The organism is Acetobacter garciniae, assembly GCF_017377735.1.
Lineage (GTDB): Bacteria > Pseudomonadota > Alphaproteobacteria > Acetobacterales > Acetobacteraceae > Acetobacter > Acetobacter garciniae.
This window is the reverse complement of record NZ_JAFVMH010000001.1, coordinates 574,816-599,397: the sequence shown is the minus strand read 5'-3', so window position 1 is coordinate 599,397 and position 24,582 is coordinate 574,816. Positions and strand designations below refer to the sequence as shown.

The 24,582-nt window shown below is 63.3% G+C and carries 26 protein-coding genes; 16 read left to right on the top strand and 10 right to left on the bottom strand.

All coding sequences use genetic code 11. From position 1 onward, the window contains the following. Positions 1-27: 27 nt before the first annotated feature. The 3 genes from J2D77_RS02660 (at position 28) to J2D77_RS02650 (ending at position 2,353) form a co-directional block, all read left to right on the top strand. A complete protein-coding gene (locus tag J2D77_RS02660; protein WP_207844720.1) occupies positions 28-348 on the top strand; it encodes a chorismate mutase in 321 nt (106 codons plus the stop codon). Positions 349-353: 5 nt separating this feature from the next. Then, the gene (locus J2D77_RS02655) at positions 354-881 is read left to right on the top strand and encodes a SixA phosphatase family protein (RefSeq protein ID WP_207844719.1); all 528 of its coding nucleotides are present in this window, start codon (positions 354-356) and stop codon (positions 879-881) included. A 161-nt stretch (positions 882-1,042) separates the two neighbouring features. Then, positions 1,043-2,353, top strand: coding sequence for a citrate synthase (locus tag J2D77_RS02650; protein ID WP_207844718.1), 1,311 nt, complete (start codon positions 1,043-1,045; stop codon positions 2,351-2,353). 266 nt (positions 2,354-2,619) lie between these two features. Here J2D77_RS02650 and J2D77_RS02645 read toward each other — a convergent pair whose 3' ends face one another. Next, positions 2,620-2,856 (bottom strand): hypothetical protein, encoded by a 237-nt coding sequence (locus tag J2D77_RS02645; protein WP_207844717.1) that lies wholly within the window; start codon positions 2,854-2,856, stop codon positions 2,620-2,622. Between the two features lie 251 nt (positions 2,857-3,107). Here J2D77_RS02645 and J2D77_RS02640 point away from each other — a divergent pair, with 251 nt between their 5' ends. Continuing rightward, entirely contained in the window at positions 3,108-3,860 is a 753-nt protein-coding gene (locus J2D77_RS02640) for an orotate phosphoribosyltransferase (RefSeq protein ID WP_207844716.1), read from the top strand. 9 nt (positions 3,861-3,869) lie between these two features. Then, on the top strand, positions 3,870-4,745 hold the full coding sequence (locus J2D77_RS02635) for an aspartate/glutamate racemase family protein (protein ID WP_207844715.1): 876 nt from the start codon (positions 3,870-3,872) through the stop codon (positions 4,743-4,745). Here the strand turns inward: J2D77_RS02635 and J2D77_RS02630 are convergent. Next, positions 4,721-5,791, bottom strand: coding sequence for a polyprenyl synthetase family protein (locus J2D77_RS02630; protein ID WP_207844714.1), 1,071 nt, complete (start codon positions 5,789-5,791; stop codon positions 4,721-4,723). The two genes, J2D77_RS02635 and J2D77_RS02630, sit on opposite strands and share 25 nt — an antisense overlap. A gap of 101 nt (positions 5,792-5,892) precedes the next feature. Between J2D77_RS02630 and J2D77_RS02625 the strand changes: the two genes are divergently transcribed. After that, a complete protein-coding gene (locus J2D77_RS02625; protein ID WP_207844713.1) occupies positions 5,893-6,648 on the top strand; it encodes a tRNA1(Val) (adenine(37)-N6)-methyltransferase in 756 nt (251 codons plus the stop codon). A gap of 49 nt (positions 6,649-6,697) precedes the next feature. Here J2D77_RS02625 and J2D77_RS02620 read toward each other — a convergent pair whose 3' ends face one another. From J2D77_RS02620 to J2D77_RS02610, 3 genes are all read right to left on the bottom strand, one after another. Then, positions 6,698-7,714: a ribonucleotide-diphosphate reductase subunit beta gene (locus J2D77_RS02620; protein WP_207844712.1), complete on the bottom strand. Its 1,017-nt coding sequence runs from the start codon at positions 7,712-7,714 to the stop codon at positions 6,698-6,700. 109 nt (positions 7,715-7,823) lie between these two features. Next, positions 7,824-9,746: a ribonucleoside-diphosphate reductase subunit alpha gene (locus J2D77_RS02615; protein WP_207844711.1), complete on the bottom strand. Its 1,923-nt coding sequence runs from the start codon at positions 9,744-9,746 to the stop codon at positions 7,824-7,826. 216 nt (positions 9,747-9,962) lie between these two features. Next, positions 9,963-10,943 carry a Gfo/Idh/MocA family protein gene (locus J2D77_RS02610; protein WP_207844710.1) on the bottom strand — a complete coding sequence of 327 codons (981 nt, stop codon included), beginning with the start codon at positions 10,941-10,943 and terminating at the stop codon, positions 9,963-9,965. A 321-nt stretch (positions 10,944-11,264) separates the two neighbouring features. Between J2D77_RS02610 and secD the strand changes: the two genes are divergently transcribed. Both secD and secF read left to right on the top strand, forming a co-directional pair. Beyond that, on the top strand, positions 11,265-12,824 hold the full coding sequence (secD, locus tag J2D77_RS02605) for a protein translocase subunit SecD (RefSeq protein ID WP_207844709.1): 1,560 nt from the start codon (positions 11,265-11,267) through the stop codon (positions 12,822-12,824). 12 nt (positions 12,825-12,836) lie between these two features. Beyond that, entirely contained in the window at positions 12,837-13,793 is a 957-nt protein-coding gene (secF, locus tag J2D77_RS02600; protein WP_207844708.1) for a protein translocase subunit SecF, read from the top strand. Positions 13,794-13,982: 189 nt separating this feature from the next. Here secF and J2D77_RS02595 read toward each other — a convergent pair whose 3' ends face one another. Next, entirely contained in the window at positions 13,983-14,384 is a 402-nt protein-coding gene (locus J2D77_RS02595) for a hypothetical protein (RefSeq protein ID WP_207844707.1), read from the bottom strand. 129 nt (positions 14,385-14,513) lie between these two features. Then, entirely contained in the window at positions 14,514-15,002 is a 489-nt protein-coding gene (gene mscL / locus J2D77_RS02590; RefSeq protein ID WP_207844706.1) for a large-conductance mechanosensitive channel protein MscL, read from the bottom strand. Between the two features lie 326 nt (positions 15,003-15,328). On the opposite strand from mscL, the gene rpmE reads away from it, so the two are divergent. From rpmE to J2D77_RS02575, 3 genes are all read left to right on the top strand, one after another. After that, on the top strand, positions 15,329-15,559 hold the full coding sequence (gene rpmE / locus J2D77_RS02585) for a 50S ribosomal protein L31 (RefSeq protein ID WP_207844705.1): 231 nt from the start codon (positions 15,329-15,331) through the stop codon (positions 15,557-15,559). A 183-nt stretch (positions 15,560-15,742) separates the two neighbouring features. Then, complete coding sequence (locus J2D77_RS02580) at positions 15,743-16,255, top strand: Hsp20 family protein (protein ID WP_207844704.1); 513 nt, start codon at positions 15,743-15,745, stop codon at positions 16,253-16,255. A gap of 194 nt (positions 16,256-16,449) precedes the next feature. Further along, positions 16,450-17,040 (top strand): DUF1013 domain-containing protein, encoded by a 591-nt coding sequence (locus J2D77_RS02575; RefSeq protein ID WP_207844703.1) that lies wholly within the window; start codon positions 16,450-16,452, stop codon positions 17,038-17,040. A 59-nt stretch (positions 17,041-17,099) separates the two neighbouring features. Here J2D77_RS02575 and J2D77_RS02570 read toward each other — a convergent pair whose 3' ends face one another. Next, positions 17,100-17,264, bottom strand: coding sequence for a YdcH family protein (locus J2D77_RS02570; RefSeq protein WP_207844702.1), 165 nt, complete (start codon positions 17,262-17,264; stop codon positions 17,100-17,102). A 236-nt stretch (positions 17,265-17,500) separates the two neighbouring features. Between J2D77_RS02570 and J2D77_RS02565 the strand changes: the two genes are divergently transcribed. From J2D77_RS02565 to J2D77_RS02555, 3 genes are all read left to right on the top strand, one after another. Next, complete coding sequence (locus J2D77_RS02565; protein ID WP_207844701.1) at positions 17,501-17,707, top strand: YdcH family protein; 207 nt, start codon at positions 17,501-17,503, stop codon at positions 17,705-17,707. Positions 17,708-17,823: 116 nt separating this feature from the next. Beyond that, positions 17,824-18,327 (top strand): 5-(carboxyamino)imidazole ribonucleotide mutase, encoded by a 504-nt coding sequence (purE, locus tag J2D77_RS02560; protein ID WP_207845001.1) that lies wholly within the window; start codon positions 17,824-17,826, stop codon positions 18,325-18,327. Further along, positions 18,324-19,502 (top strand): 5-(carboxyamino)imidazole ribonucleotide synthase, encoded by a 1,179-nt coding sequence (locus J2D77_RS02555; RefSeq protein WP_207844700.1) that lies wholly within the window; start codon positions 18,324-18,326, stop codon positions 19,500-19,502. The genes purE and J2D77_RS02555 overlap by 4 nt, the downstream gene beginning before the upstream one ends. A 192-nt stretch (positions 19,503-19,694) precedes the next feature. On the opposite strand, the gene J2D77_RS02550 is transcribed toward J2D77_RS02555, so the two are convergent. Together J2D77_RS02550 and J2D77_RS02545 are read right to left on the bottom strand one after the other, a co-directional pair. Next, positions 19,695-20,576: a JAB domain-containing protein gene (locus tag J2D77_RS02550; protein WP_331000046.1), complete on the bottom strand. Its 882-nt coding sequence runs from the start codon at positions 20,574-20,576 to the stop codon at positions 19,695-19,697. After that, a complete protein-coding gene (locus tag J2D77_RS02545; protein WP_220556009.1) occupies positions 20,573-21,346 on the bottom strand; it encodes a JAB domain-containing protein in 774 nt (257 codons plus the stop codon). The genes J2D77_RS02550 and J2D77_RS02545 overlap by 4 nt, the downstream gene beginning before the upstream one ends. Before the next feature lie 91 nt (positions 21,347-21,437). Between J2D77_RS02545 and J2D77_RS02540 the strand changes: the two genes are divergently transcribed. Continuing rightward, entirely contained in the window at positions 21,438-23,621 is a 2,184-nt protein-coding gene (locus tag J2D77_RS02540) for an ATP-dependent helicase (protein WP_230975478.1), read from the top strand. Further along, positions 23,621-24,532, top strand: coding sequence for a 50S ribosomal protein L11 methyltransferase (locus J2D77_RS02535; RefSeq protein WP_207844697.1), 912 nt, complete (start codon positions 23,621-23,623; stop codon positions 24,530-24,532). The genes J2D77_RS02540 and J2D77_RS02535 overlap by 1 nt, the downstream gene beginning before the upstream one ends. The last annotated feature ends 50 nt before the right edge of the window (positions 24,533-24,582 follow it).

Sequence of the window (24,582 nt, the reverse complement as noted above, 5' to 3'; positions counted from 1 at the left end):
CACCCCCAACCCAGAGAATCCGATACCGTGACAGAGCAGCCATCCCCCCTGGATACACTTCACGACCTGCGCCGCAGCATCGACAATATCGACGCAGCCCTTGTTGCCATGCTGGCTGAACGATTCCGTTGCACCAAGGCTGTGGGGGCGCTCAAGGCCCGCTACAAGATGCCCCCCGCCGACCCCACGCGCGAAGCCCAGCAGATCGCCCGCCTGCGCACGCTGGCCCAGGACGCCCATCTCGACCCCGATTTTGCCGAGAAGTTCCTCAATTTCATCATCCATGAAGTCATCCGCCATCATGAGGCCATAGCCCGCCAGAACGCGGCCTCCCCCAGCGGCGCATAGCCGTCGTGCCCCGCCGCCTGATTCTGCTGCGTCACGCCCAGGCGGAATCCGCCCCGCCGGGGGATTTCAGTATCGAGGCAGACCTGGCCCGGCCCCTGACCCCGTCGGGCCAGGCCGCGGCCGGGCGGTGCGGGCTATGGCTGCGCGCCCAGGACCTTGCGCCCGATGCGGTCCTGTGCAGCACCGCCCTGCGGACCCGCCAGACCCTGGACGGGGTGATGGCCGCCTTCGAAGGCAGGCCCGCGCACACCCGGTTCAGCGCCGATCTTTACGAAGCGGAACCCGACACCCTGCTTGCGCGTATTCGCCAGACCTCTTCTGCGGTGCAGACGCTGCTTCTGGTCGGGCACAATCCGGGTATCTCCCTGCTGGCCCACCGGCTTGACAGCACCGCCCCCGAACTGGACCAGGGATTCGACCCGGCCTCGATCGCGGTTTTTCTGGTATGGGAGAATACAGCCGCCCCCCACGCGCCGGACTGGCACAACAGCCTGCCCGATGGGGCCGTTTTGCACACATTCACGCGACCCTAGACCATAAAACCGCAGTTTTCCGCCGCTATGGCGGTCGATAACGTGCGCTTTATCAGGATGAACCTTCCGGTTTGGATGCGAATGAGAGACAAGGGGAAACCAGAAGGCCGCAGCCGCCCCTCGCCGCAGCGACCGGGTCCTATATCGTAAAAGGAAACACTATGAGCGTGTCGCAGAACGAAGGTAAGCAGGCCACCGCTACCATTTCGATCGGTGGCAAAACCGCCGAGATGCCGGTTCTTTCTGGCACTCTGGGTCAGGATGTCATTGATATCCGTAAGCTTCCGGCGCAACTTGATGTCTTCACATTCGATCCGGGCTACGGGGAAACCGCATCCTGCACCAGCAAGATCACCTTCATCGACGGTGACAAGGGCGTGCTGCTGCATCGTGGTTATCCCATTTCGCAGCTGGCGGAAAACGCCACCTATGAAGAAGTCATCTACCTGCTGCTGAACGGCGAACTGCCGACTTCCGAGCAGTATGCGAAGTTCACCAGCACGCTGACCAACCATACGCTGCTGCACGAACAGATCCGCAACTTCTTCAACGGCTTCCGGCGTGATGCCCACCCCATGGCCATCCTGTGCGGCACCGTGGGGGCCCTGTCGGCCTTCTACCCCGATGCCAGCGATATTGCCGTTCCGGCAAACCGTGAACTGGCGGCCATGCGCCTGATCGCCAAAATTCCGACCATTGCCGCCTGGGCCTATAAATACACGCAGGGCGAAGCCTTCGTGTATCCGCGCAATGACCTGAATTACGCGGAAAACTTCCTGTCCATGCTGTTCGCCCGCCCGTCGGAGCCGTACAAGGTCAACCCCGTTCTGGCCCGCGCCATGAACCGGATCCTGATCCTGCACGCCGATCACGAGCAGAACGCTTCGACCTCCACCGTGCGCATGGCCGGTTCCACCGGTGCCAATCCGTTTGCCTGTATCGCCGCGGGCATTGCCGCCCTGTGGGGGCCTGCCCATGGCGGCGCCAACGAAGCCGTGCTGAAAATGCTGGCCCATATCGGCAAGAAAGAGAACATTCCGAACTTCATCGCGCAGGTGAAGGACAAGAACAGCGGCGTCAAGCTGATGGGCTTCGGGCATCGTGTCTACAAGAACTTCGACCCGCGTGCGAAGATCATGCAGAAGACCTGCCACGAAGTTCTGTCCGAACTGGGCATCAAGGACGATCCGCTGCTCGACCTGGCTGTGGAACTCGAAAAAATCGCCCTAAGCGACGATTACTTCGTGCAGCGCAAGCTCTACCCGAATGTCGATTTCTATTCGGGCATCATCCTCAAGGCCATGGGCATTCCCACCAGCATGTTCACCGTGCTGTTCGCCCTTGCCCGCACCACCGGCTGGGTCAGCCAGTGGAAGGAAATGATCGAAGAACCCGGTCAGCGCATTTCCCGCCCGCGCCAGCTTTACATGGGTGCGACGGAAAGAGACTTCGTGCCGTTCAGCAAGCGCTAAGCTCTGCATCAACCACAATGTCGGGGGCCGGTTCGTTCATGCGAACCGGCCCTTCGCGTATGGGGAACACCCAAAGCCTGCCCAAAGGCAAGGAGCCCCCTTGCGCGCCATGTTGACGCAAAAACGCGCGCCCCGGGATGGAGCGCGCGTTTCGACTATCAATAGAGGCAATGAGGATAAGGCTGTTTTCGAGGACCGCGCGCCTTCGGGTCTGGAAAGACCTTTCAGGCGCAACTGGCCCGTTCAGCCCTGCAACGCCTGATGCGTCAGCAGTCGCATCCGCGGGTGGGGCCGGAGGCTTCACGCACCACATGATGGTCGATCCATTCGGAGACCAGGCGGCGCGCTTCGCTCAGGGACGCTTCGGGGTGATGAATGCGGTACAGGGTCGTGCAACTGTTGAATGCCGTCACGTCCTCCGTGCCGACCTCACGCAGCTCCTTGTAGGCCGTGATGACGGCCCGCTCGCATTTGCGCGAGATCCGACTTGGTTCTGTAGCCACGGCGTTTATCCTCAACTGATAATTAATCTCAACTCGGACTGATTAGACGCCACATTGCCTGCCTGCGCAAGTCAGAAAAAATGACCAAGCCGTGTATGGACCGATTCCGTGCCCTGATCAGGTATTTTTCACACACAAGCGCAAAAGCAGATGAAGCATGGATTTTCAGCGCCTGTGCGAGTATTCCTCGCACCATCGCACGTCGCTTGGCGGGCAAACATCAACTGTCGTCATCTTCTAAGGAACGCACCATGACCGGACCCGCAGGTCTCTCTTCTCCCACTGGGGAAAACAGTGAATGGGACCGCGACGCGGCTTTGACAACCGCCCGCCTGCTGCTTGAAATCAAGGCCGTCAATTTCCGCCCCGAAGACCCCTACACGCTGACATCGGGCTGGAAGTCCCCCGTCTATATCGACTGCCGCCGCATTATCTTCTTCCCGCGTGCGCGCGCCAAGATCGTGGAACTGGGCGTTGAAAAAATCGGCCGCCATGTCGGCTATGAAAGCCTTGATGCCGTGGTTGGCGGCGAAACGGCGGGCATTCCCTTTGCCGCCTGGATGGCCGATCGCATGCTGCTGCCCATGGCCTATGTCCGCAAGAAGCCCAAGGGGTTCGGCCGCAACGCCCAGATCGAAGGCGATGTGCCCGAAGGCATGCGCACCCTGCTGGTGGAAGACCTGACCACCGATGGCGGGTCCAAGATCCAGTTCGCCAATGCGCTGCGCAAGGCCGGGGCGCTGATCAACCACGCCTTTGTGGTCTTTTACTACGGGGTGTTCCCCGGTGCGCAGAACACGCTGTCGGAAATGAATGTCTCGCTGCATTCCCTGTGCACCTGGTGGGACGTGCTGGAAGCCTGCTCGACCCGGCCCTATTTCTCCGAGGAAGCCGCGGCCGAGGTCCGGCGCTTCCTGGAAGATCCGTGTGGCTGGTCGGCCCGCCATGGCGGTGTCGCAAGCCTGGAAGAAGCCGCAGCCTTCAAGGCCGGTAAAGACAAGTAAGGCGGCACGGTGCTTGTCGGCCCTGCCCTGTCCGGCACCTACCGTATTCTGGCGTTCGATTCCGGAATCGGGGGGCTGGGCATTGTCAGGGCCATACGCGCCCTGGCCCCCGGCCTGGTCGTGGACTACCTGGCCGATACCGCCGTTTTCCCTTACGGTGAGCAGGACGATGCTTTCCTGATCAGCCACATTGTCACCCTGCTACGGAATGCGGTGGACCGGCTGAAACCCCAGGCGGTGATTATCGCGTGCAACACGGCCAGCACCCTGGCCCTGGACGCCCTGCGCAGCGCCTGCCCCGCTACGCCGTTTATCGGCTGCGTGCCCCCCATTCGCTGGGCCGCACGGGTCAGCCAGACGGGGGTGATCGGCCTGCTGGCCACACGGGCCACCACGCGCCGCCCGTATCTTGCGCGCCTGCTTGCCCTGCATGCCCCGGACTGCACGCTTATTACGCACGCGGCCCCAAAGCTTGCGGGCTACGCGGAACGCCTGTTCAGGGGGGAGGATGTTGCCAACCCGCTTCTTGAGGATGAAATCCGCGGCCTGTGGGACCACCCGCAATCCAGCCGGCTGGACACGGTCGGGCTGGGCTGCACGCATTACACATTTGTGCTGGACCGCCTGAAAGCCCTGGCCCCGCCGGGCATAGACTGGCTCGACCCCGCACAGGCCGTGGCCCGACACGCATGCACCGTGCTGCGGGCTGTTCCGGCCTTACAGGCCCCCGCCAGCCCCGGGGGCGCCCACGGGCTCAGGCCGGGGCGCGCCTGGTTCACCGCCCTGCCGGAGAATGCCGGGGCCCTGATCGCGCATCTGCCACCTTTCGGCTTCGAACAGATCCATCTCTGGCCGGATGATCAGTTTTCGCGGCTGGCGGAATAGCTGGCTGTATCGAGCATGAGCGTCTTGAGGGTGCTGGGCTCGAACAGGGACAGGGCCTGGCGTGCCTTGGCGGCGTAATCTTCCGCACGGGCCAGTGTTGTCCTGATGGCATCAGTTGCGGCAATACGGGCCAGAGCAGCGTCGAGATCGCTCTCATCCTGCTGGCTGTCCTCGATCACGCGGCGCCAGAAAATCCGGTCTTCCTCATTCCCGGCCTCGTAGGCGGCCAGCACCGGCAGGGTCACCTTGCCTTCGCGGAAATCATCACCCACTTCCTTGCCCAGCACGGCCTGATCCGCCGCGTAATCAAGCGCATCATCGACAAGCTGGAAGGCCATGCCCAGATTGGCGCCATAGACCCGCAGCGCCTCACGCTGCTGGGGGGAGGCATTGCCGATAACCGCGCCGGACTCGCACGCTGCGGCGAACAGCGCCGCTGTCTTGCCGTAGATGACTTCGAGATACTGCTCGACCGAGGTGGAAAGATCGTTCTGCGTCGTCATCTGCATGACTTCGCCTTCGGCCAGGGTCGCGGATGCGGCGGAGAGAATCGCCATGACATCGAGCGAAGCATCGGCCGTCAGGATCTGGAAGGACCGGGCGAACAGGAAGTCCCCCACCAGAACCGAGGCCTTGTTGCCGAAAATGGTATTCGCGCTTGCAAGCCCACGGCGCAGGTGGCTTTCATCCACCACGTCGTCATGCAAAAGGGTTGCCGTGTGAATGAACTCCACACAGGCGGCAATTTCGACATGCCGCAGGCGGCCGTCCTGGTTGTCGTAGCCACACAGCCGGGCGGCGGCCAGGGTCAGCAACGGGCGTAGCCGCTTGCCCCCTGCGGCCACAAGATGGGCCGCCAGTTGCGGAATAAGGGCTACAGAACTCTGCATGCGCTCGACAATCACCTTGTTACAGGCGTGCATGTCTGCTGCGAGATAATCGGCCAGGCCCTTCAGGCCTGCCTCTCCTGGTTTGCTCACGGAAACTCCAGATCCATCCTGGCTTGTGGTTCTGCCTGATTCTGACAGGCCGACTGCAACACTCAAACGCTATTCCCCCAGCCATGGGATGAGTTGACGTTCCCTTATATGCGAGGCACCAGAAAAACGGTCAAGCGCCAACCAATTCAAGCCTGCCAGATACGAAGATGCATCCTGTGCCCGTACCCCCTCCCCACCAGATCACACGTGGCACGCTGCAACGCGGCCGCCTGTCATACAGCCAGTTCCAGCAAGGCTATCGCACAGGGCTGGAGCCCATACTCATGGCCGCCGCCGTGCCCGCGCGGGCGGGCCAGTCCGTGCTGGAAATCGGCTGTGGTGCGGGAGCGGGCCTGCTATGCTTGGGGCACAGGGTCGCAGGGATAAAAGGCCAAGGCGTGGAAAAGGACCCCGAAACCGCGGCACTGGCCCAGTTGAACCTACGTGCGAACGCCCAGGGCGACATGGACGTGATCACGGCGTCTTTCCCCGAAGACATCACGCCCGCGCAGAAATTTGACCACTGCATGGCCAATCCACCCTGGCATGCCGACAAAAGCTCGGCCTCTCCCGTGCCGCGACGGGACCTGGCGCGCCGTCTGGGGCGGGATGCGCTAAGGCTATGGGTGCAGGGATGCGCGGCCGTTCTCCAGCACAAGGGTACACTGACCCTTGCCCTGCCCTGCGCCCTGCTGGACCAGGCCGTAACGGAACTGACCACGGGCGGGTTCGGTGGGGTAACGCTGTACCCCTTCTGGCCCAAAACCGGGCGGGAGGCGCGTATCATGCTGCTTCAGGCCCGGTTCGGGGTGAAAAGCCCGGCCCGTATCCTGCCGGGGCTTGTCCTGCATGAAGCGGACGGGGCCTTCACCCCCCTGGCCCGCGCCGTTCTGGAAGATGGCGCGGCCCTGCCCGGGCTCTAGCCGCCTGCATCACCCAGGCTCGGGCCCGGCCGGAATCCAGCTTGCCGGATTACTGGAAGACAGACTCTTCAAACGCTTCTTCCCATGTGCCCAGGGTCGAGGCGCGACTGTATTCGGTGGCGCGATTTTCAAAGAAATTCGTATGCTCGACGGCATTGAGCATGTCATCGAGCCACGGCAGCGGGTTGGTCGTGGTGTTGTAGATCGGGTCGAGCCCAAGCTGGGTCAGCCGGCGATCGGCAATGAAATGGATGTAGGTCTTGACCTGTGCCGCATCCAGCCCTTCCACCGCGCCCATTTCAAAGGCCAGGTCGATGAAGGCTTCTTCATGCTCGACAATGGTGCGGCAGATCTCGGTCAGTTCTTCGCGCAGTTCCGCCGTCCAGATATGCGGGTTTTCCTGAATGAACACGCGGAACAGGCGGATGATGGACAGGCAGTGCAGTGTTTCGTCACGCACCGACCAGGACACGATCTGCCCCATGCCCTTGAGCTTGTTGAAGCGCGGAAAGTTCAGCAGGATGGCGAAGGACGCGAAAAGCTGGAGCCCTTCGGTAAAGGCGCCAAAGGCTGCCAGGGTCTTGGCGATTTCATGCTTGCTGTCGACCGAGAAGGTCTGCATGTAATCGTATTTATCCTTCATTTCCTTGTATTTAAGGAATGCGGAATACTCGGCCTCGGGAATACCCAGCGTGTCCAGAAGGTAGCTGTAGGCGGCGATGTGAATGGTCTCGATGTTGGAAAACGCCGAAAGCATCATCAGCACTTCCGTGGGTTTGAACACACGGCTGTAGTGCTTCATGTAGCAGTTGTTCACTTCCACATCCGACTGGGTGAAGAAGCGGAAAATCTGCGTCACCAGATGGCGTTCGCCGTCATTGAGAACCTTGTGCCAGTCCTTGACATCATCGGCCAGGGGCACTTCCTCGGGCAGCCAGTGCAGGCGCTGCTGCGTCAGCCACGCATCATAAGCCCACGGATAGCGGAAGGGCTTGTAAACCGGGTTGGCCGTCAGCAGGTCGAAGCGCTGTTCCTGCGGTTCCTGTCCGGTGGTGTTCTCGTTCATGTCGCCCCCTTTGGGCAGCACCCGCAGGGCCACCAACTTTCTTTTATAAACAATATATTGCGCACCAATCCTGCATTCTTGACTTAACTTGGCGCAACCCTACCCGGCTTTACTGGCAGGCCAGGCATTCCTCATAATTGCTGCTTTGTGCTGCCACAGGGGCCGGGGCCGCCTGGTCCACCTGCATGACATCGGACTTGGCCAGCACGTTGCTGACCGTATCGGCCCGCTGGATGGACAGGCTGCGGCAGTAGTACAGGGACTTCAGCCCTTTTTTCCAGGCCTGGAAATGGATCTGGTGCAGGTCACGCTTATGCACATCGGCAGGCAGGAACAGATTGACCGACTGCGCCTGGCAGACGAATGGCTGCCGGTCCGCAGCATGTTCGACAACCCAGCGCTGGTCCAGTTCGAAGGCGGTCTTATACACGTCCTTTTCCTGCTGGGTCAGGAAATCCAGATGCTGGACACTGCCCTTGCTGGTAGTGATGGATGACCACACATCGGGCGTGTCGTAGCCCTTTTTCTCCAGCAGTTTCTGCAGGTGGCGGTTGCGCACCGTAAAGGAACCGGAGAGGGTTTTCTGCAAGAACACATTGGCCGCGATCGGCTCGATCCCCGGGCTGGCATTGCCCGCGATAATGGAAATGGAGGCGGTGGGCGCGATCGCCATCTTGTTGGAAAACCGCTCCATAATGCCATATTCCGCCGCATCCGGGCAGGGCCCGCGCTGTTCGGCCAGCTTGCGCGACGCGGCATCGGCCTGTTCGCGGATATGCTTGAAAATCTTGCGGTTCCAGACCTTGGCGATCACGCTCTCAAACGGCACATCCTTGCTTTGCAGGAAGGAATGAAAGCCCATAACCCCCAGCCCCACCGAGCGTTCGCGCATGGCGGCGTATTTGGCGCGGTCCATGTCATGAGGCGCGCGATCGATAAAGTCCTGCAAAACGTTATCGAGGAACAGCATGACATCTTCGATGAACTGCGGGTTATCCGACCATTCGTCCCAGGTTTCCAGGTTCAGGGATGACAGGCAGCACACCGCCGTACGCGCCTTGCCGTGATGGTCGACCCCTGTGGGCAGGGTAATTTCCGAACACAGGTTGGAGGTCTTGACCTCCAGCCCCGCCAGCTTGTGGTGTTCGGGCCGCGCGTTGTTCACATGGTCGGAATAGACGATATAGGGCTCGCCCTGCTCCATCCGCGCGGTAAGGATACGAATCCACAGCCCGCGCGCCGAAATCTTGCGGATGACCGCATTGTCCTTGGGGGAAAGCAGCGCCCATTCGTCATCCGCCTCCACCGCGCGCATGAACGCGTCGGAGACAAGAATGCCGTGATGCAGGTTCAGCGCCTTGCGGTTGGGGTCCCCACCCGTGGGGCGGCGGATTTCGATGAATTCCTCGATCTCGGGGTGCCATACCGGCAGGTAGACCGCAGCCGAGCCACGCCGGAGCGAGCCCTGGGAAATGGCCAGGGTCAGGCTGTCCATCACGCGGATGAACGGAATCACCCCCGATGTCTTGCCGTTGCGACCCACGTTCTCACCGATGGAGCGCAGGTTGCCCCAGTACGAACCGATGCCCCCGCCCTTGCTGGCCAGCCACACATTCTCGTTCCACAGATCGACAATGCCCTGCAGGCTGTCATTGGCTTCGTTCAGGAAGCACGAGATCGGCAGGCCGCGCGTGGTGCCGCCATTGGACAGCACCGGCGTTGCAGGCATGAACCAGTGCCGGCTGATATAGTCGTACAGCCGCTGGGCATGGGCGGCGTCAGCCCCGTAATAGGAGGCAACGCGGCCGAAAAGGTCCTGGTAGCTTTCGTCGGGCAGCAGGTAGCGGTTATCGAGCGTGGCCTTGCCGAAGGGTGTCAGCAACGCATCGCGCGTGCGGTCCACCCGCACCTGATGGTGGCCGGGAAGCTGCACCATGTCAGGCAAAGCGCCGTTGCCGAAAAGATCGGGTTCACCTGGTGCCGTCGCCTGGGGGCGAAGGGTGTCATTCTCATGCACGTCGATCAGACTCATGACCAGGCTCTCCGCTGTTTTCTCAGATATTTGGGGGCGTTTGTCCGGCTGGGCCAGAACACCATATATCGTGTTTCTGCTCCATCTTTCCCACCATATCTAGAGAATTTTTCGCAGATCGACCGCAAAAAAGGCTTGCATTCGCAAAACTGGCTCATTTCTCCCGCATTTGGGAGGCCACGACTGGCGTTCGGCCCAACCCGTCAGGCCACCCTGTCAGGCTGGGCGGATAAGGCCTGACAGTTCCATGCGCGCGCGGGACGCGGCAATGCCGCTGGTGACCGCAAGGGCCGCGGCAAGGGCCCGCCTGCCCGCCTGCGCATCCACCACGACCGGTGCCCCATGCAGGCAGGACGCCACGAAGGCCGCATGTTCGGCGAACAGCGAATCCTGTTCCTTCCAGGTCATGTGTTCGCGGCGGAATCCGTCCGTGCCGGGCAGGGGCAGGCCCCGCTCGCGCCCGATCATGGTCAGCTCGCGCTTGACGAAATCGGCGGACAGATACCCTTCCTCCGAAAACAGGCGCATGCGCCGCTCGGTCTTGAGGGAAATGCGGCTGGCCGTAATTGTCGCCACACAGCCGTTTTCGAACCGCACACGCGCATTGGCGATATCCTCATGCGCGGAACTGACTGCCGCCCCCAGGGCGTCCACCTGGGCTATGGGGCTGTCCACCACCGCCAGCACCAGATCCAGGTCGTGGATCATCAGGTCCAGGATCACGGACACATCCGTGCCACGCTGCTTGTAGGGGGCGATGCGCGTGGCCTCGATATAGAGCGGGCGGGTCATGCGCTGCGTAATGGCCGCGTGTTCGGCCGAATAGCGCAGAAGATGCCCCACCTGACAGACAAGCCCGCTTTCCTGCGCCAGGGTGATGAGAAAATCCGCCTGTTCCAGTGTTTCGGCCACCGGCTTTTCCACCAGTACATGCTTGCCCGCGCGCAGGGCCTGGACCGCGAGGTCGAAATGGAATTCGGCCGGGGCCGCCACCACCACGGCATCCGACACCGCAAGCAGCGCGTCGATATCGGGCATGGGGGGGCAACCAGCCTCCCGCGCGACCAGTGCTGCGCGGGCCGGGTCGGGGTCGAACAGGCCGGACAGGACCTCATGCGGTACGTCACGGATTTTCAACGCATGGTAGCGCCCGAAATGCCCTGCCCCGATCACACCCACGCGTAAAACTGTGCTCATGCTTGCCTCGCCCTTACCGTCCTGGCCGACCCGGCCGCAGGCACGGGCATTACCGTTGCCAAGCCGTAGCAGGCTGGCCGGCGAATGCAAGGCAGGCCGCCCCCAGTGCTGATATTCCGCCACCTGCCGCCTGGCACCTGCGACAGGCAGGCGAAAAACGGCTGTAATCCGCCCGGTGGCGCACCAGAAAGGTGATGCAGCCATGCCACGCGGGGGTGGCAAGAACAGACCTTCATGCGCGCGCGATCAGTTGAATGGTTGCATCCCACCAGCGGGGACGGCATGTTCCCGGGCAACAGAACTGCAAGTGATCAGGTAAGAATGTATTACAGCCGCCTTAAACTGGCCTCGGTAATGGGCGTGTGCCTGCTGGGCCTGCTGCTATGCCTGCCCAATGGCATGCGCAAGCCGTTCCCTTCCGTGCCGTGGAGACAGATCCATCTGGGGCTGGACCTGCGCGGCGGCTCCTACCTGCTGATGCAGGTCGACCTGAAAAGCCTGACCCATGACAGGTTGCAGACCCTGTCCGAAACCATGCGCGACGCGCTACTGAAGAACAATCTGGGCTACCAGAACATTACGGTGGATGCCGAACGGGCGGAAATTACCTTCCTGCCGCGCACACCGTCCGAAACCCAGGCCGATATCGCAGCCCTGGCCGACCTGCCGCGCGCGGTCCCCAACGAATTCAGCATCAGCCCGCGTGACGGCGGGGCCATCGCCCTGACCCTGGCGCCCGAGTCCATTCGCGTTCGCGCGCGTGAGGCGGTGACCCAGTCCATTGAAATCGTGCGCCGCCGCATAGACGGCACCGGTGCGGTGGACCCCGAGATCACCCGCCAGGGCGATGACCGGATCGTGGTGGAACTGCCCGGTATCAGCGATCCCGACCGGATCAAGGCGCTGCTGGGCACCACAGCGAAAATGACGTTCCAGCTTGTCGATTCCAACCCGCTGCACACCACCTACCCCCCGCCCGGCGTCAGCCTGCTGCCCATGGCCAACCCGGCCGATGGCGCACCGCTTGCCGTGTTCGATCATGTGGATGTGGATGGTTCGGACCTGACGAACGCGGGGGCTGCGATCGACCAGCAGACGGGCGAATGGGCTGTCAGCTTCTCCTTTGATTCGATCGGCACGCATGCCTTCGCGGGTGTGACGCAGGCCAATGTGGGCAAGCGTTTCGCCATCGTGCTGGACAACAAGGTGATCGAGGCCCCGGTCATCCGCACCCCCATTACGGGCGGGAACGGGCAGATTACCGGCGGGTTCGACGCCCAGCGCGCGACCGACCTTGCCCTGATGCTGCGCGCAGGCGCGCTGCCAGCCCCCCTCAGCGTGGTTGAACAGCGCACCATCGGGCCGTCCCTGGGGGCCGATTCCATTCGTGCGGGGATCATAAGCCTGGCCGCAGGCTTTGTGCTGGTCGTGGTGTTCATGGTGCTGTTCTACGGCCGCTTCGGCTGGTATGCCGATGCCGCCCTGCTGGCCAACCTTGTGCTGATGGTGGCCATCCTGTCCCTGTTCGAGGCGACGCTGACCCTGCCGGGCATGGCCGGGATGCTGCTGACCCTGGGCATGGCGGTGGATGCCAATATCCTGATCAACGAACGCATCCGTGAGGAAGTGGCCCGTGGCCGCACCCCGCTTGCAGCCATGCAGGCCGGGTTCGAACGCGCCACCTCCACCATCGTGGACAGTAACGCCACAGCCCTGCTCGCCCATGTGATGCTGTTTGTCTTCGGCACCGGCCCGGTGCGCGGCTTCGCGCTGACCATCACCATCGGGATCGTGACGACCCTGTTCACGACCCTGCTGCTTTCCCGCATGCTCATGGCCCGCTGGTACGCGCTCACGCGCCCTGCCAGCCTGCCTGTCTGAAACGAGGCGCATATGCTCGGACGTCCTCTCCTGCGCTTTGTTCGCAAGGACACCCATATCAACTTCATGCGCGGCCGTTTCATGGGGCTGATCACCTCGGCCGTGCTATCCGTGGGTTCGCTGATCCTGTTTTTCCATCCCGGGCTGACGCTGGGGCTGGATTTTCGCGGCGGGATCGTGGTGGAAGCCAAGACCCCCGGCCCCGCGGATTTCGCGAAGCTGCGCACAGCGCTGGCGGCGCACGGCATCCGCCATGCGTCGTTCCAGGCCTTCGGCTCGCCCGATGATGTGCTGATCCGCCTGGACACGGGCGAAGGCCAGGATACCCAGGCCGTGGTGGACCAGGTGCGCCATACGGTGGCCGACGCCCTGCCGGGCACGACCATCCTGCGGGCCGACGCGGTCGGGGCATCGGTTTCGGCCGAACTGTTTCGCAACGGCATGCTGGCCCTTGGGCTCAGCCTTGCGATGATCCTGGCCTATATCTGGATCCGCTTCGAATGGGAATTCGCGCTCAGCGCGGTCATTACCCTCGTGCTGGACCTGACCAAGACCATGGGTTTTCTGGTGCTGACAGGGTTCGAGTTCGATCTGGTCATGGTGGCCGCCATCCTGACCATTCTGGGCTATTCCACCAACGACAAGGTGGTGGTGTATGACCGCGTGCGCGAAAACCTGCGCAAATACCGCACCATGCCCCTGATCGACCTGCTCAACCTTTCCATCAACGAGACGCTGAACCGCACGCTGGGCACATCCTCCACCGTTTTCCTGGCCGCCCTGCCCCTGGCACTTTGGGGGGGGGCCACGCTGTCCGGCTTTGCGTGGACCATGCTGTTCGGCATTGTCGTGGGCACGTCCTCCTCCATTTTCATTGCGGCCCCCCTGCTGCTGTTCATGGGGGAAGGCCGCCTCAAACGCGGCGCCAAGCCCGCCAAGACCGGTTCCGCTCCCGCCTCGCAGGGCTGAACGCAGCCGGGCCGGGCAGCGGTCATCCAGACCGCCTGCCCCGCCCGGACGTGGCCTGTCATCGCCAGCCGGGGGACGGCCCCGCCCTGCTCAAACTTCCGATAGTTGCTGCCTGAAACATCGCGCGGGCTGTGGCCCTGTCCGCGCCGGGCTTTGTGCGCCCATGGCCGCTGCCCAAGGCAGGGCCAGTCAGCGCATGGCGCCAGCCTTGGGATCGGGGGCCTGGAGTTGCAGCCCCTTGGCAAGCGGAGAAGACGGGGCTTCGATCACGCCGAGAAAATCCTCGACCCGCTGCCCGGCCTTGCCCAGGTTCTGCGGGTTGGGCTTGTCGCGAAAAAGCAGGATCGCGATCAGCGCGCTCCGATCGGCCTGCACGATATGCAGGTATTCGGCAGGGGTTACCGTCTCGCTCATCAGCCGGCCACGCGCCATGCCGTTCGCCACAAGGTAGGAATACAGGACGGTACGGGGTGTCTGCCGCAGCACAAGGCCCGATGGGCCGGACTGACACCCGGCCACAAGACCGCACGCCGCCATAAGGGCCAGCAGGGATTTCAGGCGTGCCGGGCGGCGAAGGATGGGAGACTTCATTTCGAGAATCCTATCCCATATTCCGCCCTGCGCAAACATGGTGGGCCATCGCCGGGCCCGGCCGTGTTCCCCCTGGGTGAAAAACCCGCCGGGAACACGGCTTTGATCAAAGGTCACCTCAAGGCGTGCTCAGGCCTTGTCGGTGGTCGCACCCTTGTTGGCTGTCGCCAGTTCGTCGCGGATCTGCTCAAGCAGAACCTCGGTCTTGGTGGGTGCGGGCGGCGGGGCCTCGGCCGCGTCCTGGGCTTCCTGGCGGCTATGGAAGCTGCTGAGCACCTTCACCATCCAGAAAATGGCGAATGCCACGATCAGGAACTGCAGCACGGCGTTGAGAAACAGCCCCACATTCAGGGTGACGGCGCCGGCCTTCTGGGCGTCGGCCAGGGTCGCCAGATGCGGGCCCTTGAGGGTGATGAACAGGTTTGAAAAATCGATGCCGCCAATGAGCAGGCCAAGCAGCGGGTTGAAAAGATCCTTCACCAGGCTGTTGACGATCGCCGTGAAGGCCGCACCGATAATGACACCGACGGCAAGGTCAACGACATTGCCGCGCATGATGAATTTACGAAATTCCGTCACCCAGCCCGGGGCATGGAGACGAGAGGCAGGTTTCGCCATCTGGAGTTCCTGTCTGTTGCTATATAAGGAATGAGACGTTGAGCATGCTCTTTCTATCCCCCATAATGCAAAGCCGTCTCAAGCCATGAAAGACGGTGGCGCTCCTTTTTATTGCGCAATGCGCTGTCGGCACCACAGCCCGCGGCCGCGACACGGCACCCTGCGCCGGCTCGGTGGCGATTTCGCCGCCGGTGTGCGGGCCATGGCCGAGCCCCGTCAGGTATGGCTGAAATGAACTATTGATCCCGCCCGCCCGTGCCGTTATATGCACCGCACCAACGCCCGGTCGGTATCGGGCCAGCTTATTGCGATGAAAGACCAGTTTGATGAAGCCCGGCATTCACCCCGATTATCACGAAATCACCGTTATCATGACGGACGGCACGGAATACAAGACGCATTCCTGCTACGGCAAACCCGGCGATACGCTCCGTCTTGACGTTGACACCAAGTCCCACCCGGCGTGGACCGGTGTGCAGCGTATCCTCGATACCGGGGGCCAGGTTGCCAAGTTCAACAAGCGCTTTGCAGGAATCGGCAGCCGCACCAAGGGCTGAACCTTTTCGCCGTTGGTTGTGTTGCAGGCCCCACCCCCTTGAAAAAGGCGGTGGGGCTTTCCACGTTCAGGGTATGCGGATGCCCCGGTTATGGGGGTTCGCACAACCAGACTGCCCAGACGGGTTGCCTTGCGGGGCCCGTCGCGAGGGCAGGACCTTGCTAGAAGAGAAGGTTCCCTGACGATGACATATGATTTTGCACCCCTGTTTCGCACCGCCATCGGTTTCGACCGTCTGGCCCAGGTGATGGATACCGCCGCGCGCAATACGGCCACCCCCAGCTACCCGCCCTACGATATCGCCAAGACCGGCAATGACAGCTATGCGCTGACCATGGCCGTGGCGGGCTTCGGTCCCGAAGATATCGAACTTGTGGTGCAGGACAACACGCTGGTCGTGCAGGGGCGGGTCAACACGCCGCAGAACGAAGGCGAAATCCTGCACCGTGGCATTGCCCGGCGCGCGTTTGAACGCCGTTTCGCCCTGGCCGACCATGTGGAAGTCACGGGGGCGGACATGAACAATGGCCTGCTGCGCATAACCGTGCGCCAGATCATGCCCGAGGCTCTCAAGCCACGGCATATCAGCATCAATACGGCCCGGCCCGAAGCCAGCCGGATCGAACCCCAGCCGGCGGCGGAAAGCACCGCTTCCGTCGCACAGGATACGGCCACACCTGTCGCAACAGCGGCCTGAAAAAACGGGGAAGGGGAAAACTGCGGTTTTCCCCTTCCCTATTGTGCATTTGGCGCTTGACCTGCACAGCCTGCACCCCCCATATCGTGGCACAGATGCGCGTCTGCAGGCACGCAGGCTTCGGGGGCGAGCTTCCTCAGGCCATCGACTTTCGGGTGCCTGCGTGAACGCGGCCCGATGACAGGATGGACGCCATGACAACCCTACCCCTCATGCCCAAAGCGACTGCTGTGTGGCTGATTGAAAAAACGGCCCTCAGCTTCGAGCAGATCGCGGCCTTCTGTGGCATGCACCCGCTTGAGGTCCAGGCCATTGCCGATGGCGAGGTCGCGCAGGGGATCGTAGGCTACGACCCCGTCGCCAACCATCAGCTCACGCTTGAGGAAATCCGCCGGTGCGAGGCAACGCCCACCGCGCGGCTTAAAATCCTGGCATCGGGCAACCCGGTGCGCCGCCGCTCCAAGGGTGCGCGCTATACGCCTGTCGCCAAGCGCCACGACCGGCCCGACGGCATTGCGTTCCTTCTGCGCAACTACCCGCAGTTGAGCGACCAGCAGGTGGTCAAGCTTCTGGGCACGACCAAGGACACCATTGCCAAGGTGCGCGACAAGCAGCACTGGAACACGCCCAACATCAAGCCGCGTGACCCGGTTACCATCGGCCTGTGCAGCCAGACGGACCTGAACGCCGCAGTGGCGGAAGCCAATACAAAGCTTGAACGTGAAGGTGCGGATATTCCCACCCCCTCGCCCGAGGTGATGGGCTTCGGCGCGTCCGAGGACTGAAAAACCGACCCGACAGGAACCCCTGCCCCGCAAGGCAGGGGGCTTGCCCCGGGGCGGTGTCAGGCCGTCATTTTTTCGATTTCTTCCTTGAGGCGCAGCTTTTGCAGCTTGAGGCACATCAGCACACGTTCATCCGGTCTGGGCCTACCCCCTTCGGAGACGATCTGCTGGTCAATCCGGAAATGGCGGTTCTTGAGACTTTCGATCCGTGCAAGACGTGTCATGGGTGCCTCCATTCGGTGTGTGACACCCAACGGTAGCGTACTGGTCCCCCAGAAATTCATGCTAATTTCATAATTCAGCGCAACCCCGTATGCGCTGGGCACATGGAACTTTTTATGTCGCCGGGACTGGCCACCCGCGTCGGCTTGGTGAAAACTGGCAAAATGGCAGGACAACACCCGCCGGGCGGCCCCGAATCCGCTCCTGCCGGACACAACGCCATTGGGAGAGCCACACCATGCTGACAGACCGCGATTCACTGTTGGGCCAGCTTCATGAACTCCGCAGTGAACACCGCGACCTGGACACGGTGATAAGCCGCATGGCATCCGAAGCCAGTTTCATGGACCAGCTCTACCTCCAGCGGCTGAAAAAAAGAAAGCTGCTGCTCAAGGACCGCATAACAAAGCTTGAAAGCATGCTGATACCCGACAATATTGCCTGACCTTCGGATCTCCCTGAATTTTGATGCCCGCCCCCGCGCGGGCCAGACCGACCGGATATACCACCGCCGTGAACACCGCAGCCCCCCAACATTCGCCCGCCACCTTTACGGAAGACATGGCCACCCACCCTGCCCCGCTGGTGGGCGTGATCATGGGCAGCCAGTCCGACTGGGAAACCATGCGCCATGCGAATGCGATCCTGACCGAGCTTGATATCGCCCATGAAGTGCGCATCGTCTCGGCCCACCGCACGCCCGACAGGCTGGCCGAATATGCGCGCACGGCGGCAAAGCGGGGGCTTTGCGTCATTATCGCGGGGGCTGGCGGGGCTGCCCATCTGCCCGGCATGTGTGCGGCATGGACCCGCCTGCCTGTATTGGGCGTGCCTGTGGAATCCCGCGCGCTCAAGGGCATGGACAGCCTTCTGTCCATCGTGCAGATGCCCGGCGGCGTGCCGGTGGGCACGCTGGCCATCGGTTCGGCCGGTGCGAAAAACGCGGCCCTGCTGGCGGCCTCCATTCTTTCCCTCCAGAACCCGGACCTGGCGAACCGGCTTGACGCATGGCGGGCCTTGCAGACAGCCTCCGTCGCCAACGCCCCCACGATCGAAAACCCATGACACAGACGCATAAGGTTCTTCCCCCCAATAGTGTGATCGGCATCGTCGGGGGCGGGCAGTTGGGCCGCATGTCCGCGATGGCGGCGGCAAAGCTGGGCTTTCGGGCCCATATTCTCACCCAGGGGGCCCAGGACCCGGCAGCGCAGGTGGCCCATGCCGTAACCCTTGGCGCCTATGACGATATCCGCGCGCTGGAGGCATTTGCCTGCGCGGTGGATGTCGTCACGTTCGAGTTCGAGAATATCAGCGCCAACGCGCTGGACCAGCTCGCCAGCTATTGCCCCGTCCGGCCGTCGGGGCGCATCCTGCGCATAAGCCAGGACCGCCTTGCGGAAAAAACCTTCCTGACCGACGCAGGCGTGCCGGTCGCCCCGTGGCATGCGGTCACGGACAAAGTTTCCCTTTACGCGGCGGCTGAAAAGCTGGGGCTGCCCCTTATCCTGAAAACCACGCGCAACGGCTATGACGGCAAGGGCCAGAGACGCGTGTATGAACTGGGCGAACTGGAACAGGCCTTCGCGGAACTGGCCCCGCACCCGCTGGTGGCCGAAGCCATGGTGGATTTCGCCTGCGAACTCAGCGTCATGGTCGCGCGTGGGGTGGATGGCACCATCCGCTGTTTCGACACGGTGCAGAACCGCCACTGGCACGGCATTCTGGACCTGACCCTGGCCCCTGCCCCGATCATGGACGATATTGCCGCCACAGCCAGCGCCCTGGCCGCCAAGGTGGCCCGCCAGCTTGGCCTTAAAGGCATCATGGGGGTGGAAATGTTCCTGGGCCGTGACGGGCAGATCATGGTCAATGAAATTGCCCCCCGCCCGCATAATTCGGGCCACTGGACCATGGATGCCTGCCCGCAGGACCAGTTCGACATGCATATCCGCGCCGTGGCGGGCCTGCCTTTGCCCCAGGCCACCCGCCATTCCGATGCGGTGATGAAAAACCTGGTCGGGCCGGAAGACATGGCGCTGTGGCCGCAGATTCTGGCAACCCCCGGGCAGATTCCGCATCTGTATGGCAAGGCGGAAGCGCGCGAAGGCCGCAAGATGGGCCATGTCAACGTTCTGTTCCCCCACGGTGGGCTGCCGGGCGAACATGGCGTGCAGGCCGCCCTGGGGCCCTTGGCCACCAAGACCGCAGCCCCCTACGTCATGGACGAAACCGCGTTCTAGCGCCGCGGCCGTATAGGGGCTGCGGCAAAACCCGCATGGGTGGGTGCTTTCGCCCGCCCATGGGCATGAAATGCCAGATCGGTCGGGGCATTCCGTGGGGTGACTGACGCCTTCCGCCACTGAGCATGAAGGGCAGGATATCCGGACAGCACAGGCCCGGCCCCTTGTGGTCGGGCCAAGCCTGCGAGGCCGTTAGAGAAGCCCCGCCTCCTTCATGCTCAGAATCCGCCCGTCTCCCACAATCACATGGTCCCATACTGTCAGTTCCAGCACGGCGGCTGCCGCCACGATACGCCGTGTCATGGCGATATCGGCATCGGACGGGGTGGGGTTTCCGCTGGGGTGGTTATGCACGAGCACAAGGCCCGCTGCCCCCAGTTCCAGCGCGCGCCGCACCAATTCCCTTGGATAGACCGGCGCGTGGTCCACTGTGCCCTGTCCCGTTACCTCGTCCTTGAGCAGACGCTGCTCGGCATCGAGAAACAGCACCCGGATCTGCTCCACCTTCTTGTGCCCCATTACAGTACCCAGATAGGCGTGCAGTTGCTGGCGGCTGGCAATAAGCGGGCGGTCCCGCAACCGGGCGCGGTGCAGGCGCAGCACGACCTCGCGCACCAGCAGAAGGGCCACCCGCACGGCCTCGGGCTGGGGGGCTGCGACCGCTCCCGCACGTTCGGCGCCGAACAGCACGGCGGGCAGGCTGCCGCAGGTGTCCAGCAACTGGCGGGCCACACGATCGGGCTCGGCCAGGCGCGGCAGGGCGCTGCGCAACAGGCGGACCAGCAGGCCCAGGTCATCTTCCATGGCGGGAGCAAGCCGGGCATCGGCCAGCGCTGGCGTGACCAGCAACGCCCCTTCCGCCCCGAAGCGAAAGAACGATGCATCGGCAAGCTGGTCGCCCCCGGCCCCCGCACCCGCCTGATCGCCTGGCCGGCGCGCACGCCGTTTGGGCGTGGGGGCATTCCCACCCTGGTCCCTCGGCGTGGATTCGTGCGGCCCGGCATACGGGCTCGTGCCACAAGCCGGGGGCTCATCCCCGTCATCAGGGCCGGTCGCGGGGCGGGAGGGGCTCACCGTGGCTGCTCACCAAGGCTGAAATTGCGCCACTGGCCCTGCCCCACCACCATGTGGCCATGCACGTCCACACCCAGCAGGGCCCCCGCCCGACCAAGGGCCGTGGCAAAGGCTCTGTCGCCCGCCATGATGGGGTCCACCGGTTCATCATCGCGCGCCAGATACAGGGTCATGAGACTTGTCGCATGCAGGGCCAGGGCCCGTTGCAAAAGCCGCGACACGGCCTGCTTGACGGCTGGCAGGTCCGGGCGGGGCTGTGCCAGGGCGGGCGGCATGGCCATGTCCTCATCCGCGATCAGGTGGTTGTGGCTGTCCAGGAAAAGCACGTGCATTCCCGTGCACCCGGCCAGGTGCACATCGCAATAGGCCAGCACGCTGTCCCAGTTTTCCAGCACCAGGCGTTCGGGGCGTGCCCCCTGCGCCACGCGCTGGGCAATAGGGCCCAGTGTGGCGAAAAGGCGTACGCAGCCCTGCGGCACACGGGCCTGCTCCAGTGCGTCGGGCCCGGCCTCTACCACGGCGGCAAGGCTGCCGAAGCGGTTGATCAGGCTTTTGGCAAGGGGCTTGGTATCGCGCCGGGGTATGCCCGCGAACAGCAGCATTTCCAGCACCTCGTAATCCGCAAGCCCGCCGGCCCCCGTGTGCAGCACGCGTTCGCGCATGCGCTGCCTGTGCCCCGTGGGCCCCGTGGTCTTGAAGACAGGTGCGCCAGCTTGGGGGATGCTGCGCTCCTGCGCGCCGTCCGGGCTGTGTGGCCGCCTGTTTCGCATTTGTCTGCTCCGCTTGGCCTATCGTGCCTGCTTATTCTATAAAGGAGAGGTGACGACATCCGAACCCCCTTCCCCATCGCTTTTTTCGCCCATGCCCGAAGGCTCGGGCTCCTATCTCGCGCGGCTGAACCCCGAGCAGCGCGCGGCCATAGAAACGACCGACGGCCCGTTGCTGGTGCTGGCCGGGGCCGGTACGGGCAAGACACGGGTGCTGACCACGCGTTTCGCCCATATCCTGCTGACGGGCCGGGCCAAGCCGTGGCAGATCCTGGCCGTGACCTTTACCAACAAGGCCGCGCGCGAAATGCGCGAACGTGTGGGCCTGTTGCTGGGAGCCCCGGCCGACGGACTGTGGCTGGGCACGTTCCATGCCCTGTGCGCGCGCATGCTGCGCCGCCATGCGGAATATGCTGGGCTGACGCAGGGCTTCACCATTCTGGATACGGATGACCAGCTTCGCCTGCTCAAGCAGGTGATGGAGCCGTGGCGGATCGACACCAAACGCTGGCCGCCACCGGGGCTTTTGGGCGTTATCCAGCGCTGGAAGGACCGGGGCCTGACACCTGCGCGCGTAACCCCGGCGGAAGACACGGATTTCGCCAACGGCCATGCCCGCGCCATTTACGAGGCCTATCAGGCGCGCCTGCTCCAGTTGAACGCCTGTGACTTTGGCGACCTGATGCTGCATGTCACGGAAATCCTGCGCACCCAGCCTGATGTGCTGGCGCAGTATCACCGCCTGTTCCGCTATATTCTGGTGGACGAATACCAGGACACCAACACCGTCCAGTATCTGTGGCTGCGGCTTTTGGCCAAACGCCCGGATGGGGCCGCCAATATCTGCTGCGTGGGGGATGACGACCAGTCCATCTATTCCTGGCGCGGAGCGGAGGTGGAAAATATCCTGCGCTTCGAAAAAGACTTTCCCGGCGCGCAGATCGTGCGACTTGAGCGCAACTACCGCTCCACCCGGCATATTCTGGGGGCAGCAGCCGGGCTGATCGCCCACAACGCCGACCGGCTGGGCAAGACCCTGCGTTCAGGCCGGGATGATGCGGAGGGCGATAAGGTATCGGTCACCGGCGTATGGGATTCGGATGCCGAGGCCCGCATCGTGTGCGAAACCGCCGAGAGCCTTCGCGCGCAGGGGCATTCCCTGGCGGAAATGGCCATTCTGGTTCGCGCCGGTTTCCAGACCCGCGCATTCGAGGAACGGCTGGTGCAGACCGGCCTGCCGTACCGGATCGTGGGCGGTATCCGCTTTTACGAACGGGCCGAGGTGCGCGACGCCATTGCCTATATGCGCGCCCTGACCCAGCCGGCCGACGACCTGGCGTTCGAGCGCATCGTCAACGTGCCCAAGCGCGGTGTGGGACCGGCAGCCCTGCAAAAACTGCACGCCGCAGCCCGGGCCGCAGGCGTGTCGCTATCCGTGGCCACGGCGCAGCTTGTGGAGAATGCAACGCTCAAGGGCAAGCTGGGCGAACAGTTGGGCAAGCTGATGACGGCCCTTGCCACCACGCGCGATATCATGGCGCGGGACGGGCATGTGGTGGCCATCGAGCACCTGCTGGAGGAAAGCGGCTATCTGGATATGTGGCGCCAGGACCGCTCGCCCGAAGCCCCGGGCCGGCTGGAGAACCTGAAGGAACTGGTGCGCGCCCTGGCCGATTTCGGCACGCTGGGCGAGTTTTTGGAACATGTGGCCCTGGTCATGGAACATGACGAAAACGCGCAGGAAGCCCGCCTGTCCATCATGACCCTGCATGGGGCCAAGGGGCTGGAATTCGATATCGTGTTCCTGCCCGGGTGGGAGGAAGGCGTGTTTCCATCCCAGCGCACGCTGGATGAAGGCGGGCAGAAGGGGCTGGAGGAAGAACGCCGCCTGGCCTATGTGGGCATTACCCGCGCGCGCAAGCAGGCCCTGATCTTCCATGCCGGCAGCCGCCGTATCTATGCGAACTGGCAGCCTTCCATGCCCAGCCGCTTCCTTGACGAACTGCCCGACGAACACATTACCCGCAATGACGAAGGCGGCATGCGCCACCGCGGCCTGCACAGCACGGACTCCGTCTTTGCCAACGGGCCTGTCATCGCCCGCCGCAGGCGTGACCCGCTGGCCGATGACGCCACCAGCCTGCAACTGGGCGATCATGTGCGCCATGCCCGGTTCGGCGTGGGCATCGTGATCGCGGCCGACCGGCACCATGTGGAAATCGCGTTCGAGAACGCAGGCACCAAACGACTTCTGTCCTCCTTTATCGAGAAACTGTAATGGCCCCACCCGCCCGCCGACACGCCACCAGCCTGGAAACCATTTCCGTCACCATTCCCGAAGCGGCTGTCGAATTTTACGAAAACGCCATTGGCAGTGTCTGCACCACAATCGGTCTTTTCGAAGCCAACCCCGAAGGCACGCTCTGGCGCGTCGAAGGCGTGAAGGATACCGGCCACCGGGAAGATGAACTGGCCGCCGCCCTGCTTTTAGCCGAACTGGCCAGTGGGGAAAGTGCGACGCTTGAGCGCGCACCGACCGAGGCCGAAGGCTGGCTGGCCCGCACGTATGAAGCTTTCCCCGAACAACAGGTGGGCCGTCGCTTTGTGGTGCGCGGCACCCATCTGCCCGACCAGCACGATGCCACCCGCATTGTGCTGACGCTCGATGCCGGGGTGGCCTTCGGGTCGGGCGAACATGGATCCACCCGGGGCTGCCTGCGCGCCCTGGAACTGATCGCCCATCGCAGGCCGCGCCGTATTCTCGACCTGGGGTGCGGCACCGGCATTCTGGCCATGGCCGGGGCGGCCCTGCTGCACCAGCCGGTTCTGGCGGTGGATATCGAACCCTGGTCCGTGCGGGTTGCCGCGCGCAACGCCCAGCGCAACGGGCTTGCCCCCCTGCTGACCTGTCGGCTGGGCAATGGCTGGAACACGCCCGCCATCCGCCGCAAGGCCCCGTTCGACCTGGTGTTCGCCAATATCCTCGCCCGGCCTTTGTGCCTGATGGCCAAGGATCTCGCCCGTAATCTGGTACCCGGGGGCACGGTCATTCTGGCCGGCCTGCTGCGCAGCCAGGTGCGCATGGTCCTTTCCGCCCACAGGCGCCAGGGGCTGGTGCTCGAACATCTACTGACCGAAGGAGACTGGGCAACGCTGGTCCTGCGTCGGCCCGACCGCCCCCGCCCGTAACGGGCAACACCATTCGCCCGCACCTACGCCCCGCGCTTTTCCCACGCAGG